This is a genomic window from Limnospira fusiformis SAG 85.79 (genome assembly GCF_012516315.1).
GTDB classification, from domain to species: domain Bacteria; phylum Cyanobacteriota; class Cyanobacteriia; order Cyanobacteriales; family Microcoleaceae; genus Limnospira; species Limnospira fusiformis.
In genome coordinates this window covers 186,956-199,088 of sequence record NZ_CP051185.1, presented here as the reverse complement: position 1 = coordinate 199,088, position 12,133 = coordinate 186,956, and the positions used below count along the sequence as shown (strand labels likewise).

Annotated in this window: 20 protein-coding genes; 7 read left to right on the top strand and 13 right to left on the bottom strand. The window is 46.6% G+C overall.

Going from position 1 to position 12,133, the window contains the following annotated elements; all coding sequences use genetic code 11:
- The first annotated feature begins 2 nt into the window (after nucleotides 1–2).
- Both HFV01_RS01125 and HFV01_RS01120 read left to right on the top strand, forming a co-directional pair.
- On the top strand, nucleotides 3–224 hold the full coding sequence (locus HFV01_RS01125) for a hypothetical protein (protein WP_006623251.1): 222 nt from the start codon (nucleotides 3–5) through the stop codon (nucleotides 222–224).
- Between the two features lie 80 nt (nucleotides 225–304).
- A complete protein-coding gene (locus tag HFV01_RS01120; protein WP_193520753.1) occupies nucleotides 305–1,723 on the top strand; it encodes a peptidoglycan-binding domain-containing protein in 1,419 nt (472 codons plus the stop codon).
- 5 nt (nucleotides 1,724–1,728) lie between these two features.
- Here HFV01_RS01120 and HFV01_RS01115 read toward each other — a convergent pair whose 3' ends face one another.
- The 10 genes from HFV01_RS01115 to HFV01_RS01070 all read right to left on the bottom strand — a co-directional run bounded on the left by HFV01_RS01115 (nucleotide 1,729) and on the right by HFV01_RS01070 (nucleotide 7,769).
- On the bottom strand, nucleotides 1,729–2,910 hold the full coding sequence (locus HFV01_RS01115) for an RNA-guided endonuclease InsQ/TnpB family protein (protein WP_071533553.1): 1,182 nt from the start codon (nucleotides 2,908–2,910) through the stop codon (nucleotides 1,729–1,731).
- Nucleotides 2,831–3,418 carry an IS607 family transposase gene (locus HFV01_RS01110; RefSeq protein ID WP_006669633.1) on the bottom strand — a complete coding sequence of 196 codons (588 nt, stop codon included), beginning with the start codon at nucleotides 3,416–3,418 and terminating at the stop codon, nucleotides 2,831–2,833. The genes HFV01_RS01115 and HFV01_RS01110 overlap by 80 nt, the downstream gene beginning before the upstream one ends.
- A 194-nt stretch (nucleotides 3,419–3,612) precedes the next feature.
- Nucleotides 3,613–4,893, bottom strand: coding sequence for an IS110 family transposase (locus HFV01_RS01105; RefSeq protein ID WP_006623248.1), 1,281 nt, complete (start codon nucleotides 4,891–4,893; stop codon nucleotides 3,613–3,615).
- 273 nt (nucleotides 4,894–5,166) lie between these two features.
- Complete coding sequence (locus HFV01_RS01100) at nucleotides 5,167–5,658, bottom strand: hypothetical protein (RefSeq protein WP_318286086.1); 492 nt, start codon at nucleotides 5,656–5,658, stop codon at nucleotides 5,167–5,169.
- Nucleotides 5,648–5,914, bottom strand: a complete 267-nt coding sequence (locus HFV01_RS01095; RefSeq protein WP_006623245.1) for a hypothetical protein — start codon at nucleotides 5,912–5,914, stop codon at nucleotides 5,648–5,650. The genes HFV01_RS01100 and HFV01_RS01095 overlap by 11 nt, the downstream gene beginning before the upstream one ends.
- Nucleotides 5,911–6,111 carry a hypothetical protein gene (locus HFV01_RS01090; protein ID WP_006623244.1) on the bottom strand — a complete coding sequence of 67 codons (201 nt, stop codon included), beginning with the start codon at nucleotides 6,109–6,111 and terminating at the stop codon, nucleotides 5,911–5,913. Before HFV01_RS01090 ends, HFV01_RS01095 begins: the two co-directional genes overlap by 4 nt.
- Nucleotides 6,092–6,493 carry a hypothetical protein gene (locus tag HFV01_RS01085; RefSeq protein ID WP_006623243.1) on the bottom strand — a complete coding sequence of 134 codons (402 nt, stop codon included), beginning with the start codon at nucleotides 6,491–6,493 and terminating at the stop codon, nucleotides 6,092–6,094. Before HFV01_RS01085 ends, HFV01_RS01090 begins: the two co-directional genes overlap by 20 nt.
- A gap of 263 nt (nucleotides 6,494–6,756) precedes the next feature.
- A complete protein-coding gene (locus HFV01_RS01080; RefSeq protein ID WP_006623241.1) occupies nucleotides 6,757–6,978 on the bottom strand; it encodes a hypothetical protein in 222 nt (73 codons plus the stop codon).
- Nucleotides 6,968–7,237 (bottom strand): hypothetical protein, encoded by a 270-nt coding sequence (locus tag HFV01_RS01075; RefSeq protein WP_193520752.1) that lies wholly within the window; start codon nucleotides 7,235–7,237, stop codon nucleotides 6,968–6,970. The genes HFV01_RS01080 and HFV01_RS01075 overlap by 11 nt, the downstream gene beginning before the upstream one ends.
- A gap of 235 nt (nucleotides 7,238–7,472) precedes the next feature.
- Nucleotides 7,473–7,769 (bottom strand): hypothetical protein, encoded by a 297-nt coding sequence (locus HFV01_RS01070; RefSeq protein WP_048895333.1) that lies wholly within the window; start codon nucleotides 7,767–7,769, stop codon nucleotides 7,473–7,475.
- A gap of 341 nt (nucleotides 7,770–8,110) precedes the next feature.
- Between HFV01_RS01070 and HFV01_RS01065 the strand changes: the two genes are divergently transcribed.
- The 3 genes from HFV01_RS01065 to HFV01_RS01055 all read left to right on the top strand — a co-directional run bounded on the left by HFV01_RS01065 (nucleotide 8,111) and on the right by HFV01_RS01055 (nucleotide 9,553).
- Entirely contained in the window at nucleotides 8,111–8,503 is a 393-nt protein-coding gene (locus HFV01_RS01065; protein ID WP_006623237.1) for a hypothetical protein, read from the top strand.
- A 76-nt stretch (nucleotides 8,504–8,579) separates the two neighbouring features.
- Nucleotides 8,580–9,011, top strand: coding sequence for a hypothetical protein (locus HFV01_RS01060; RefSeq protein WP_006669628.1), 432 nt, complete (start codon nucleotides 8,580–8,582; stop codon nucleotides 9,009–9,011).
- Nucleotides 9,008–9,553 carry a winged helix-turn-helix domain-containing protein gene (locus HFV01_RS01055; RefSeq protein WP_006623235.1) on the top strand — a complete coding sequence of 182 codons (546 nt, stop codon included), beginning with the start codon at nucleotides 9,008–9,010 and terminating at the stop codon, nucleotides 9,551–9,553. Before HFV01_RS01060 ends, HFV01_RS01055 begins: the two co-directional genes overlap by 4 nt.
- Here HFV01_RS01055 and HFV01_RS01050 read toward each other — a convergent pair.
- The gene (locus HFV01_RS01050) at nucleotides 9,513–9,839 is read right to left on the bottom strand and encodes a hypothetical protein (RefSeq protein WP_193520751.1); all 327 of its coding nucleotides are present in this window, start codon (nucleotides 9,837–9,839) and stop codon (nucleotides 9,513–9,515) included. The genes HFV01_RS01055 and HFV01_RS01050 overlap by 41 nt on opposite strands.
- Nucleotides 9,829–10,416, bottom strand: a complete 588-nt coding sequence (locus tag HFV01_RS01045; RefSeq protein ID WP_006669522.1) for a tyrosine-type recombinase/integrase — start codon at nucleotides 10,414–10,416, stop codon at nucleotides 9,829–9,831. Before HFV01_RS01045 ends, HFV01_RS01050 begins: the two co-directional genes overlap by 11 nt.
- Nucleotides 10,417–10,455: 39 nt before the next feature.
- On the opposite strand from HFV01_RS01045, the gene HFV01_RS01040 reads away from it, so the two are divergent.
- Nucleotides 10,456–10,620, top strand: a complete 165-nt coding sequence (locus tag HFV01_RS01040) for a hypothetical protein (protein ID WP_006623581.1) — start codon at nucleotides 10,456–10,458, stop codon at nucleotides 10,618–10,620.
- A gap of 28 nt (nucleotides 10,621–10,648) precedes the next feature.
- Here the strand turns inward: HFV01_RS01040 and HFV01_RS01035 are convergent, their stop codons facing one another.
- Nucleotides 10,649–11,581: a hypothetical protein gene (locus HFV01_RS01035; protein WP_193520750.1), complete on the bottom strand. Its 933-nt coding sequence runs from the start codon at nucleotides 11,579–11,581 to the stop codon at nucleotides 10,649–10,651.
- 38 nt (nucleotides 11,582–11,619) lie between these two features.
- On the opposite strand from HFV01_RS01035, the gene HFV01_RS01030 reads away from it, so the two are divergent.
- Nucleotides 11,620–12,132, top strand: coding sequence for a hypothetical protein (locus tag HFV01_RS01030; RefSeq protein WP_048895280.1), 513 nt, complete (start codon nucleotides 11,620–11,622; stop codon nucleotides 12,130–12,132).
- Nucleotide 12,133: the final 1 nt, after the last annotated feature.

Below are 12,133 nucleotides of genomic sequence, written 5' to 3'. Positions count from 1 at the left end.
TCATGGTGCTACAGTGGCAGCCATTGGAATTTATCATTCTAAAGACTATGTATAAACCCGAATCAGAACGTGATCCGATTGGTGCAGCCGTGACCGCTGGCTTAGGGGCTGGAGTAGCCACATCTTTCGCTGTTAGTCAAGGTCAAAGTCCTTGGGTAGCCTTGGGAATTACCGCTTTTTCAGTGGTTGTAGCGATGTTATGCGATCGCGCAGGTTTGGTATAAGTGATATAATGGAAAGGGAAGCCGCAACTTAGGTTTTTTTGGGTTAAGTGTTTCCCATTCCTATATTTTCCTGAAGAATTATGATGGAATCCTATGCTTATCTGTACCTCGCCCTGAGTTACGAAAATCCTCAGCAACTCATTCTCAACAGAAAACTATCTACTCTAGCCTATCGGTGGCTTCTGTCTCTAGGGACAGTGCTGCTGATTCTGAGCATAACTCATGCAGCCCAGGCAGTTTTAGCTATTGGGGATTTCGGACCCGAAGTTACCCAAATTCAGAACCGCCTCAGAGCATTAGGATATTTAAGCGCTAACGCCACCGGATACTTTGGTGAGGAAACTCAAAACGCAGTTATTCGGTTCCAGCGCGATAACCGTTTAGTCCAAGATGGCATAGTAGGTCCTAATACCGTTGTGGCTTTGATCGCAACCAACCAGAACGCCATCAGTCGGCCTCTCAATACTATCCCAGTCAGCGATCGCCAATTAATCGGTTTAGGATTAGGAGACAGCGGACCCGGAGTTACCAGCCTCCAAAATCGCCTGCGAAATCTTGGTTTTTTCAACAACAACTCCACCGGATATTTTGGACCAATCACCCGGGATGCCGTCATTCGTTTTCAGCAAGCCAACTTAATTGCAGCCACAGGTCTAGTTACAGAAGACACCCTAGCCATTCTCAATCGCGGCACAGGTAGCCTCGCTGGAAATGTTAGCCTTGGTCCCGGTAGTTTTGGCCCTATAGTCGGCTTAGTACAACGAGAATTGCAACGACTCGGTTTTTTCCCAGGTCAAATTACCAATTTTTATGATGAGGTAACATTCCAAGCCGTTCGTAACTTTCAAATGGTGAACGGTCTCACCCCCACAGGTTTTATTGGACCCACTACCCAAAGCCTCCTCGCCAGTCAACAGATGTTGGGTCATGGTGGTATTACTTCCAACTCTACCAATGTTTCCATGAACCAATCTAATCCCTCCTCAATTCTCCTGCTCGGAAGTCGGGGAGCAGATGTAATTGCACTTCAGCAGCGATTACAGCAATTAGGGTACTATACAGGGATGATTGATGGGGTTTTTGGTGAATCTACCCGCGTGGCTGTCGTTCGCTTCCAACGGGATAATGCCATCACCCAAACAGGTCAAGTGGGACCCACCACCCAATTCCATTTAGCTAGGGCTACTATCCAACGCCCCATCATACCCGCAGCTCCAGCCGGTCCAGGGTTCGTCGTCAGACCTGTGGCAACTAATCCTAATACATATATAGCAATGGGTAACGCCGGAGAAAATGTGCGGCGCATTCAAAGGCGGTTAAGGGAGTTAGGCTTCTATAATGGCCCGATTAATGGTTTTTTTGACGGCCAGACCCAAAATGCTGTAATTCAATTTCAGCAAGCCTATAATATCACTACCACCGGGATTGTTGGACCGACTACAGAGACCTACTTATTTAACGTCACTCGGCCTAGTTTTGGTCATATCAATCAGCACTGATTCATTTAAGCTGAACATTCCTGAACATTGATTGACAATGCTCGGACTGTAACTATAGCAATACCATCATTGCTGACAGTAAAGGAGGAATCCCTCAAAGCACGTAACATTATATTACGTGCGCCATTCGCATCTCTAGGTGTTTGACTACCACAGTGGGGACACTTATGTATCTTCGCACCACCTAGTTGGGCGTGGCGATGTCCACACGCTCCACAGGTTTTAGATGTGTGACTTTCGCCCACATCAAGCACCACGCAACCACGCTTTGCTGCTTGATGTTTCAGAATTAACTTAAATCGATAATGAGCCCAAGTCAGCATACTTCTGACTGTTTTAGATCTAATTTTTCTTCTTGACTTGGCTACCATTTGGGAGGACTCGAAGCGAGGAAGAAAAATTAATCCATAGTTATTAGTCAGATAATGAGCTGTTTTTTTGTGTACTTCATCAATTAAGTTCCGAATCTTTTCTCGAATCCGATTAGCCGCTTTTCTCATTGAACGGCGTTGTTTAGCACTTACCTTAGTTGAACGACTAATTAAATCATCTAAATATTGACATAATCTCACGATTCGTCCCATGTCACCACTGCCAATTTCAATGACTTTATCGCCGTCATATCCGGTCAAAAAAGTTCTGACACCAGGATCTAAGGCAATTATTTTTTGGGAAGATGTATGCGTTGCGATTACGGGTTCAGGGAAAATAGCAAACCATAGGCCGCGCCGATAAACTAATTGAGTGCCGTACTCACATCTGACTGGTACCGGTTCACTTGCCTTAAACGATAGTGTTTTTGTTAACTGGCTGTACCATGTTCCTTTGGTGAAGTTAGAATCATTGAATTTGATTGTCTGTCGTGGGTTACGAATACTTCTGAACTTGGCATCACGGCTTGCCCTATATGCTTGATATGCGTCAAATATCGCGTTTTGTCTGATATGGCAAGGCGTTTCTTTCACCCATTGAGGTAAATCTGATTGCATTACCAGATTTCTTAACTTCAGCTTACCAATCATCCGCGTCGAGCTTCGCTGCATAGCGATGGCTTGGTTAAAACAATAACGGCAAGCCGCCAGCCATTTTTTCCAGGTTTTTTCCAGTTCAAGGCTTGGATAAATCCGGATCTTCTTTGATTGCAGACTTATACTTTCTGAGTCCGTAGAGTCGGCAACCGAAGACATGGACAATGGCAAGGATGTCTTCAACCAATTCTCGCTCTGGGGATAAACCGTCTTGCTTGAGAACCACGATTTTTGTACCATCTTGTTCACACAACCAAGAGATGAGGTCAAACCCGAAACGGGCGAGTCTGTCTTTGTGGGCAACCACAATAAATCCGACATCGCCTTTACGGACTCGCTCCCAAATGGCTCTAAGTCCTTTTCTTTGGAAATTAAGACCACTGGCGATATCAGTGACGAGCTCGGCGTTGGGGTAGACCTCGAGTAACTTTGCAACTTGGCGCGCAAGGTCTGCTTTTTGTCCGCGACTTGAAACGCGGGCATAAGCGATAATTGCCCGTTGCGTTCTCTCGTTTGATGAGACCGTGTAGGAGGCAATATCATATCGTCTCTGCCCTGATGGTGTCCTGAGCGCTTGAATTTTGCCGTTTTTTTCCCATCTTCTTAAAGTATGTAAGCATACACCAAAGTATTGAGCCGTTTCACTCGGTGATGTATATTTCGGCATTTAGCTCGCTGGTTGTGTACTTATCTAGCTTAGACTGATTGTTGAGTATTGTCAAGCAATGTTCAGTTAATCTGCTAACAGGACGTAACTCTGTCAGTATCAGTTCTATCCTACCCCCAAACTTTGAACAATAAAAAGCCCCGCCGAGACAATTAGTTAGCGGGGCTTTGTAAAAGTATATGAATTAAAGTAGATTATCGCATATCCCACAGAGCCTTAAATAAAGTCTCAGCCAGCTTTCTGGATGTGGCATTCCTGGCAGCCTTGAGCGCCGCCCCGGAAACTTTGTTCCCTTTGTGGTATGCTCTAGTCACCCAGTAGAGTCTAAGAGACTGAGCCTCTGGTGATTTGGAAAGGCAATCGTAGGGGGTCGTCGCGATCGCACCTCCACCCGGTTTCTGTTCGCGATGAGTCCCCTTCTCGATTGCCCGTACAACAAACTGATGCAAGGTTGATCGCGCCTCTTTACTTCCGGTAAAACTGCTACGAGTGTCAGCCTGCCCAGATTGCACTTGAGTAGCCCCCAACCCGCACAACTGCCGGAATCGTCGCATGGCTTTAGACTTGGGAAGGCATTTAAACATCTCATCAAAGGGTACGATCCGAGTGAGCAGCCAGCCTCGTTCGCGGGAACCAAAACCGAACTTATCAAACACCCGGTGGTAACAATCAAATTCTGGAAGGTTCAGGTAGCCGAGCATCTCCTGCTCTACCATTGCCTCCGACTGATGCCACATACAAATCTGTTGGGCTAGTCGGGCAGTCACTACACTAATGCCAGTCCCTTCACCCGCCGCGATCGCTTTCGCGTATTCATTGTCAAACTTGGTTTTAACCCCTTTGGGAATTTCCCAACTACCTTGGGAAGTCCAGCCACAAGCCCAACCCCACCAAGCTGGCAGTTTGTCCGGATCTAGGCTCCCAGCTTCTCTTTTTACTTGAACTTTAGCCCTAGCTGGGAATTCATAGACCAGCCGCGACTTGGCTTGGTTTATGACTTGAGTGCGGCGCTTGGTAAAGGACTGAATATCTCTCAGGCATTGCTCAATTTTGGCAACCGCTGGCGGCCGCTCCCGTACCCAATACCTGCGATCATAATTGGTTTGGTAGTGCTGAAAGTAAGTAATCACCATGATGAGGGCATCATAGGGGTCAGATTTGTTGGAAGTTCCCCCATAGCTTTTCCGACTGTCCTTGATCATGGTTTGATCCGCTTTCAAGACTGGGATTCCTTCCCGATGGAGAGAGTCAATCCAGAACCTGCTATAAGTTCCAGTCGGCTCTAATACCACGACAGACGGCTCCAAAGATACCAGAAACTGGATAGACTTCGCGTTCGCTTCCAGTTTTCGGTGGCACTCAGCAAATGCTGGGGAGTCGAAAAAATCCCGCACGGCACCGGTTGGCATCGATTCCAGCCACACGGCATCGCACCACGACGAACTAACGTCAAGGCCTACTATTAAACTATTCATTTTTCCTGTTAAGTATGGTGGAAAATCACTCCCAAGAAGCTGTTACGGCTTTCGCCCATTCTATCCGGGGGAGTAAACTCGCCTAAGATCTAGCTGGGGTTGGAACCCAGCTAGAAATGATTACTGACTTCTGCCCCCAGTAAAAGCATGGGGAGGGAAACCTCCCATTTCGTCTCGGGGGGGCTAGTTATCAATGCGGAGGGAATCACCCGGTTATCCGCGACTTCCCCCCAGCGGCGGGAGGAAGTTTCGTCCTTTACCGGTCAGGACTCATCAGGCGGTGAAATCTAGATCTTCTAATTCAGCAAGTGCATTTTCCAAGTCTGTAGAAATTCGCTCATGGCAGTAGTTAAGGCGTGCTGCGTAACTGTCAACATCTTGGTATGGTTTAATGTTAGTGGCAAAATCGATAACTCTTAGATGAGCAATGGTGTTATCAATACTTGCCTTAGCCTTTAATAAACACTCCATAAGCGAGCTTGCATCTACTGTCAAATCGACCCATTCGTAAGGGGAATGTTTATCCTCATTGTCGGGAAGATTCTCGCTGTAGTTGTTGGCTTCTACTTTCACAGCCCGTGCTAGCTGTTCCAAGTAGTTACTGATGTTTTCCCTGGTTAAGGGTTCATCGGGGTTCGGGACTTGGGCTTTTAACCACAAAGAGGAAACCTGTACGCTAATGTTTTCAATGGACTTTAAAACTTCCTCTTTTAGCTGTTTGGTGTATTGGGTTTGTGGGTTTTGCTGGTTTGTGCTAGTCATCATCAGAGCCTCCAATTTTTTCAATGAGTTGGGGAATGAGTTTCCCGGCTTCCTGGGTGTTGGTAACAAATTTCTCTAGTTTGTTGAGAAATTGCTTTTGGGCGTGGGGTTTAGTGAGTTTGTCGCTAAAGCAGTAGCCAAAAATCTGGTCGATATCATAGTAGAGTTTCCTCACCATGTAGCTGATATCTAAAGCCTCCTCCTTAAACCCTGGCAGTCGCCTCAATTGTTCGTCCAGATGGTCGCGGTCATTGGTCACAATTTTTTAGCCTCCTTTAATCCTTGAGTGGTTAGGTCTTTGATTAGTTGTAGATAACCAATCACTTCGGCTAGATGTTCTGGCTTTTCCCTCGAAAAACCATCAAGGCGAACATTAATCCTCTCGGCGTAATCTTCAATACTGGCGGCGATATCTAGCAGGCCGCCTAAGTAGATTTCATTCTCCAGATTCTCCATGGTCTTCGGCGATAAAGGTATTGGCTATTTCTAAGAAACACTTAGTTTTTTTTAGGGCAGCAACCGCGTAGGATGCAAGCGCTTGTTGGGTAAACTCATCAAAGGATAGTGACTCCTGGACAGATGGACTAGCCGAGAACATCTGCCAAGCCATAGAAATGAGAAGGCGATCGCCCGCGCTTGATTCATGGTTAGCGACAACTTCCCCGTTCTCGATCGCATCAAGCATTTTTTTCACATACTGCTTTTGGGGGTTGACTGCAATCTCCTGATTAAACCGATCCAAAAACGATTTGTGCAATGTGTTTAAGGCTTTGGGTTCTAAGTGTTGCAGCAAGATACTAAGTTGAGCGACTTTCTGTTCGTTGGTTAATTTTTTCATCCTTTCTGTCTCCAGATTGCTGGTGTAACTGATTGGCGGACACCGGGGGGGGAAGCGATCGCCTATCTATCCAGATGGGGATAGAGACGATCGCCTATATCCTCACGGCGCGCGCACGTCTAGCATTAACCAGTCAGATGGTGCTATGATTAAGCGCCAATGGTGAGTAAGAGAAAGCGATCGCTCGCATAACTCTCGCATCAGAAACTCCTGACTGGCTTGCTTGGGGAATGCTTGAGGTAAGCAGCCCCAAGCCCTTTTATTTACTGACCGAGACTAAAGCTGGCAGCATCGAGATGTCGCACTACTTCATAACTCAGGCAGGTAGCCCTAAGCAGTTGACTTCTAACTTCTCTGTAGTCGGGGTTTTGTGACTCCAGAACTTCAATCATTTGTTGTAGGCAACGGGTTAGCTCCTGATTGGAAGTAGTCGCCGCCTGAAGTTTGATCCGTGCAAACGGGTCGTTACTGGGGCTAGTTGACATCGTAGTTTTTCACCTCCTCGTTAGGGCGACCGCTTAAAACGATCGCTCTCAGTTCATCCCCATTACTCCTCTGGTAAGTTGCCAGCATTTCATTGGCGAGATACCAGCTTTCCTTTAGCAGCCGACTAACCTGTTGAGTTGTTAATGGCAACTCATAGACAAGGCTAGGATTTTGCAGCAATGCTAAAAGGACGGATTTTGCCGTGTCGGAAACGGCAGAATGGGAGAGCGAAATCTCTCTTCTGTCTGGTGTTTCCATAGGATTTCCTCCAATTCATCGGGTGTATATTCGAGCATTTTGCTGATTAAACTCAGGTAGGCAAAAACCTCCTCTGGTGTTAGTGATTCGGACAAGTTGAGTTGACCCGTAGCAGCATCAGATGTTATACTGATGACTGAACGGGGCGAATTAGGATCGCTCATATTCAAATTCCTTTTGCTAAAGGACGATGGTGGGTAGGGGGAAATTTTGGGTTTCCCCCTTCCTTTTGGAATTACGAGTTGTGAACTTTGAACACCAAACCAATGGGTCCGGCTAGTTGGGGATTCCGCTGTAGGGAATCCTCTATTTCTGCAATGTAGTAGGCTACCTCCTCATCAGATAGTTTGAACACAGTTGTTTGAGCAGTCCTTCTTAAATGCCGTCCGATTTGTTGCTGCCCGTTAGCCGCAACTTGTCGGTCTGCCAGCATCCAAGCTAAACAAGTAACCAAGAAGATCCGCTGATGTTTTTTGTCTAGGCGGTGAAACCCGCTAGGCAATTCTGCGGCCTTAGCTTTTCTATTCACCATAGGCTTTGACTTTATATATAGGGTTGACTGGTGCGATCGCTTAACCAACCTCATGGCGATCGCTTACATCTATCAACTTCCCCGCTCTCAATATCCGGCTTTTTATCTCTCTCGCTCGAATAGTGGCCGCAGGAAGTGAGTTAAAAGAGGCGCTCGTAGTTCGCAATTAATGCGATCGCTGTCCCAGATCCACCGGGAGAGCCGCCTACCCCCTTTTCCTCAGTTGGCCGCAGGTGATAGAGGTGCGACGCAACTTAAATATATTTAGGTTGCATGAATCTAAGATAACATGGTAAATATAAAAATGTAAATATATTTATGATATTTTTTTTGGAGAGGTTGTGGACAAGGAACATGAAAAAGAGCAAACCCTATCAGCATCGGACTCCCAACGTTTTGTACGGGGAGAAGAAGAAGGCTGTCACAATGACATTGACGGAAACAGCGGTCAAGTTGTTGGATCAGATGGCTACAGAGTTGACTCTGAACCGTTCAGAACTGATCGAGCAAATTGCCAGGGGGATTATTTCCAGCCAGGGGGGTGTCATCACCTCGGAACAGGCGGGAAAATCTTAGACCTGTTGGAGGAGCTGTTCGCTGGATTTGATTCTTATGTCAAAAGCCATGAAGCGCGACTAGAGCAACGGCTACTAGCGAACAGAGAGTATCAGTCTCAAATGAAAGAGCAGATGGAGAAAATCCGGCAGGAAGTTCTCCAGCAGGTGTCCGAATAATTTAAGCGCCCCTCATGCCAGTGGGGGGTGTTTTTTCTGTCGGCATTTGGCAAAACCCTCAAGCATTATATTAGCCATGAACAGACAGAACTCTAATCCCCAAACTATCACCGGTGACAAAACCGCCGCGCATCAAGCCACCAATTCCGTCACCCAGGGTGACGAAAAAGTTAAAAAATCACCTGCCCCGGTGTCGGCGATCGCTCATCAGATTACTGATACCATCCCGACCGTTCCCCCAGAAGTGCTGGAACTTGAGTCTAAAGTGCGGGAACTTGAGTCCGAAGTGCTGGAACTTCGAGACCTGGTTAAAAAGGATTACGCCGCTTTTTCCCGAATCGCCTGTGATATTGATATAGTAAGCGCCCTAATTTATGACAATCGTCCTTTTGTGACAAGGCTTTTCCTGGTTCGCAGCATAGCCAAAAACTCACAATTGGCAATTTTGGCTATAAATACTCGAGCTATCACCACCGGAGATGATGATGGCAGGGGGTCCGGCCGATGAAAAGACAATCCACACCGGGGCAGCTTTCCTTAGCAATTTCGTCACCCAGGGTGACGGAACTTGAAAATCCAGAGCCGTTTGATCCAGGCTGGGATGATCAGGATGTCTTGAGATGTCTCAGAAGTTGCCCGAATCAGGATATAAAGCAAATTAGCCAAGCTACTGGACTCCTACAATCCCGCGTGATTAAGTCTCTGGAAAGGTTGCGCGAACAGGGCAAGGTTAAATATCTAGGATGGGTAGCCGTCACCCAGGGTGACGAAAATTTATCACCGGTGAAAACTTCCCAGAGCGATCGCCTAACCGTTCGCTGGAAAACCAAATCAGCATTCCAAGACACAAACGGCAATAAGTACGCTTATCTTTATCAGGGGAAAAAGCAGGTTTGTTATCTGGCAGGTCCTCATCTCAGCGAAAAAGCGAAGGCGATCGCCAACCAGGTAGAACAGTGGATCGAGTCGGACTGGTCTCTGGAAACTATCCTAGAGAAACTTCCAGCACTTAAATCGGGTGGTGGAAATTTCCCCGGCGGCGCGTCCTAAGATTTCTCCCAAAGGAGATTTTATACCCCCAAAAATTTTGTGATTTCACAGAAAAATCAAGGAGCGTTTCCCAACCTAAAACGGCGCTAAGTGCTACTGTACACTGGTTAGCGTCGTTTGCCGTGTGTAAGAATATTTGATGTTTTGTCCAAAATACCAAAGTGCCGAGTTTAGCGCTAAAATTGGAAGTATCTAAGGCAGTGTGTGGCGTTCGGCCCTCCAAAGCATAGCAGCAACCCATTTCTCCCTGGATAACACTGATAGCGATCGCTGCCTTAGATTTCATCAATCGCGTCTCGGATTTTTTGAGGATCAGCATCAATATAGCGCTGCAAAGATGACATGGATTTGTGACCTGTGATAGCCATGATGGTTCTGGTATTGACTCCCTTGTTATAGAGTTTGGTGATGAAAGTGCGGCGGTAACTGTGGAGAGAATAGCCCTCGTTTTCTAATCCCAGACGAGCGATCGCCGCCCTATGGAAAGAGTCTATCGCTTGAACGGTAACGGGCTTGGATATATCAGATGGGCTAGGAAACAGAAACTCGCCGCCACCGATGCGGTAAGTTCCGAGAATCTCTCTAAGTTTTTGGGAAATGGGAACTTGGCGGACTCCCCCATCTTTCCCGCCCGCGCGCTTACGAGTTTCGGATCGAAAAGTTATTTCTGGCAGGACAACACGGGAAGCTGAGGAAACATAAACGTCAGGGATTCGCAGTAACCTGACAGCTCCCACTCGTTCACCGGTGTACATCAAGATTGCTAGTAAGGTCCGCTGCCAGTCATATTTGCACTGCTTCTGAATTCTGTAGGCGATCGCGTCGGGGATAATGGAAGCCTGACCGATTCGGTTTTTCTTCATAGGTTTGTAATTGGCTATGGTTTCTCCCCAGTTGCCCAGATGGTCGGATTAAGCGATCGCCCTTCCTGTTTACCTATTGTAGTGGACGGACTGAGCCAGATGGAATCAACTCGGAGACTTGGGGGATTGGCGGCGGGCGATCGGATCAGCCTCCCCTATATTTGTTCGCCAGCCGGTAATGCGATCGCTTCCCCCCCATCTTAGGAAAACTCAGATTAAGGCGATCGTTTATCTACCAGTCTTCGTAATCGATAAACTCATTGATAGTAAATTCTCCCCCCTCTTTGGGGTTCGCTAGGTTGGGCGTATAACTACAAGTACACAATGGCCTAGTAGAACTCCAAGGGGATGGCATATCAAAAAATAATAGTTGACGGCTCATTGTAGGTACAACAGAAAACCCGCGTGCTGGTGATTCTACTGTCGCAACTTCACTATGTTCTTTAATCCAATTCGTTAGATTTATTAGTGTATCGTAGTTATAAAACTGCCAGGTATAGACGGCTATTTGAGTCATGACCATCGCCATAATTTCTCGCGGAATCAGGAAGACTTTAATCACTTCTCCAGGCGGCAGCCAAGAATCGTTAGAGGGATTAATGGTAAAGTTGTACATTTGACCAGGGAAAAACACATCAAACTGAAAAATTAAAACTCCATGTTCACTAGAAAAGGTGTTATACCAAAGATAGTCATATATTCTGTTACTATCCGAATCTGCGTTGTCAGCTATAAAATTGGGTACGTGAACGGATTGATTTCCTGTACCCATAAAAGGTCTAATAGATAAATTCGGCATTGGCATATCGTCTATTTCTCCTGATTCTTGTCCTAAGTCATAATCAATTTCCGTTTCCTGTCTAACCCAGAGTTCTACCGTCTGGGTGGTGGCGGATGTCGCAAAAAGAGAGATTCCCCCGTCGCTGCTATCAAAATAGGTCGCATCTTCAAATACTGGCAATGAGCGATCGCTACCATCCCATCTGATGGAGAATGGATTTTCCCCCTTGATGGAAATTTCTCGCCTCACCGGGGACGATGTGGAGGGGATAATTTCCACCTCTTCCCCTGCCGCCAGTTGAACCGTCCCCGACTTGGAAAATCTATAATAAGCGCCCCCGCCGCCCCCGCCACCGGTAGGACGCATTGCAAATCGAATAGGCATTTATCGTAGAATGGAAGTAACCACTTCTATTTTCTCACATGAACATCACGCCGGGAGTCTATCCCGATTTTTCCGAAACCACACTAGAAGCCTTAACCTTAGCCATGGGGCGGCGATTGCTACAAAGGCAAAAAAACCTGACGATTAACGTCACAGGAAAAGACATTATGGATTTAACTCTCAATGAAGAGGATTCTGTTGTCAACCTGGATATTGACGAGCTAGAGGCTTATATAGAAGATGGCGCGATTAAAATAGTAGATCCGTTTTTTGGTAGTTTTCAACCCGGTATAGGTAGTTACCCCTTTGACCAAACCAATTTAGCCAGTGCTTTACTGCATTTAGTTGTACATCAACACATAGCAGAATTTAGCCCCGCACTAAACCCCGAACCCGCCAAAAAACATTGTGATTTTTCTATCCGACCTAACGTTAGGGGAGATGGACAATATCCGTTAATATGCACCATCAGCTTAACCGACTATCCCGTAATTGTTGACTACACCAATGGCATGACTTCCGCCGCCAAACCATACTTATTAACTCCTTAAC

Bases quoted from the DNA above. Each gene is read 5' to 3' on its own strand.
- HFV01_RS01125 (WP_006623251.1), top strand. From the start codon at position 3: ATGGTGCTACAGTGGCAGCCATTGGAATTTATCATTCTAAAGACTATG.
- HFV01_RS01120 (WP_193520753.1), top strand. From the start codon at position 305: ATGATGGAATCCTATGCTTATCTGTACCTCGCCCTGAGTTACGAAAAT.
- HFV01_RS01115 (WP_071533553.1), bottom strand. From the start codon at position 2,910: ATGTCTTCGGTTGCCGACTCTACGGACTCAGAAAGTATAAGTCTGCAA.
- HFV01_RS01110 (WP_006669633.1), bottom strand. From the start codon at position 3,418: ATGCCGAAATATACATCACCGAGTGAAACGGCTCAATACTTTGGTGTA.
- HFV01_RS01105 (WP_006623248.1), bottom strand. From the start codon at position 4,893: ATGAATAGTTTAATAGTAGGCCTTGACGTTAGTTCGTCGTGGTGCGAT.
- HFV01_RS01100 (WP_318286086.1), bottom strand. From the start codon at position 5,658: ATGATGACTAGCACAAACCAGCAAAACCCACAAACCCAATACACCAAA.
- HFV01_RS01090 (WP_006623244.1), bottom strand. From the start codon at position 6,111: ATGGAGAATCTGGAGAATGAAATCTACTTAGGCGGCCTGCTAGATATC.
- HFV01_RS01085 (WP_006623243.1), bottom strand. From the start codon at position 6,493: ATGAAAAAATTAACCAACGAACAGAAAGTCGCTCAACTTAGTATCTTG.
- HFV01_RS01080 (WP_006623241.1), bottom strand. From the start codon at position 6,978: ATGTCAACTAGCCCCAGTAACGACCCGTTTGCACGGATCAAACTTCAG.
- HFV01_RS01075 (WP_193520752.1), bottom strand. From the start codon at position 7,237: ATGGAAACACCAGACAGAAGAGAGATTTCGCTCTCCCATTCTGCCGTT.
- HFV01_RS01070 (WP_048895333.1), bottom strand. From the start codon at position 7,769: ATGGTGAATAGAAAAGCTAAGGCCGCAGAATTGCCTAGCGGGTTTCAC.
- HFV01_RS01060 (WP_006669628.1), top strand. From the start codon at position 8,580: ATGAACAGACAGAACTCTAATCCCCAAACTATCACCGGTGACAAAACC.
- HFV01_RS01055 (WP_006623235.1), top strand. From the start codon at position 9,008: ATGAAAAGACAATCCACACCGGGGCAGCTTTCCTTAGCAATTTCGTCA.
- HFV01_RS01050 (WP_193520751.1), bottom strand. From the start codon at position 9,839: ATGAAATCTAAGGCAGCGATCGCTATCAGTGTTATCCAGGGAGAAATG.
- HFV01_RS01045 (WP_006669522.1), bottom strand. From the start codon at position 10,416: ATGAAGAAAAACCGAATCGGTCAGGCTTCCATTATCCCCGACGCGATC.
- HFV01_RS01040 (WP_006623581.1), top strand. From the start codon at position 10,456: ATGGTCGGATTAAGCGATCGCCCTTCCTGTTTACCTATTGTAGTGGAC.
- HFV01_RS01035 (WP_193520750.1), bottom strand. From the start codon at position 11,581: ATGCCTATTCGATTTGCAATGCGTCCTACCGGTGGCGGGGGCGGCGGG.
- HFV01_RS01030 (WP_048895280.1), top strand. From the start codon at position 11,620: ATGAACATCACGCCGGGAGTCTATCCCGATTTTTCCGAAACCACACTA.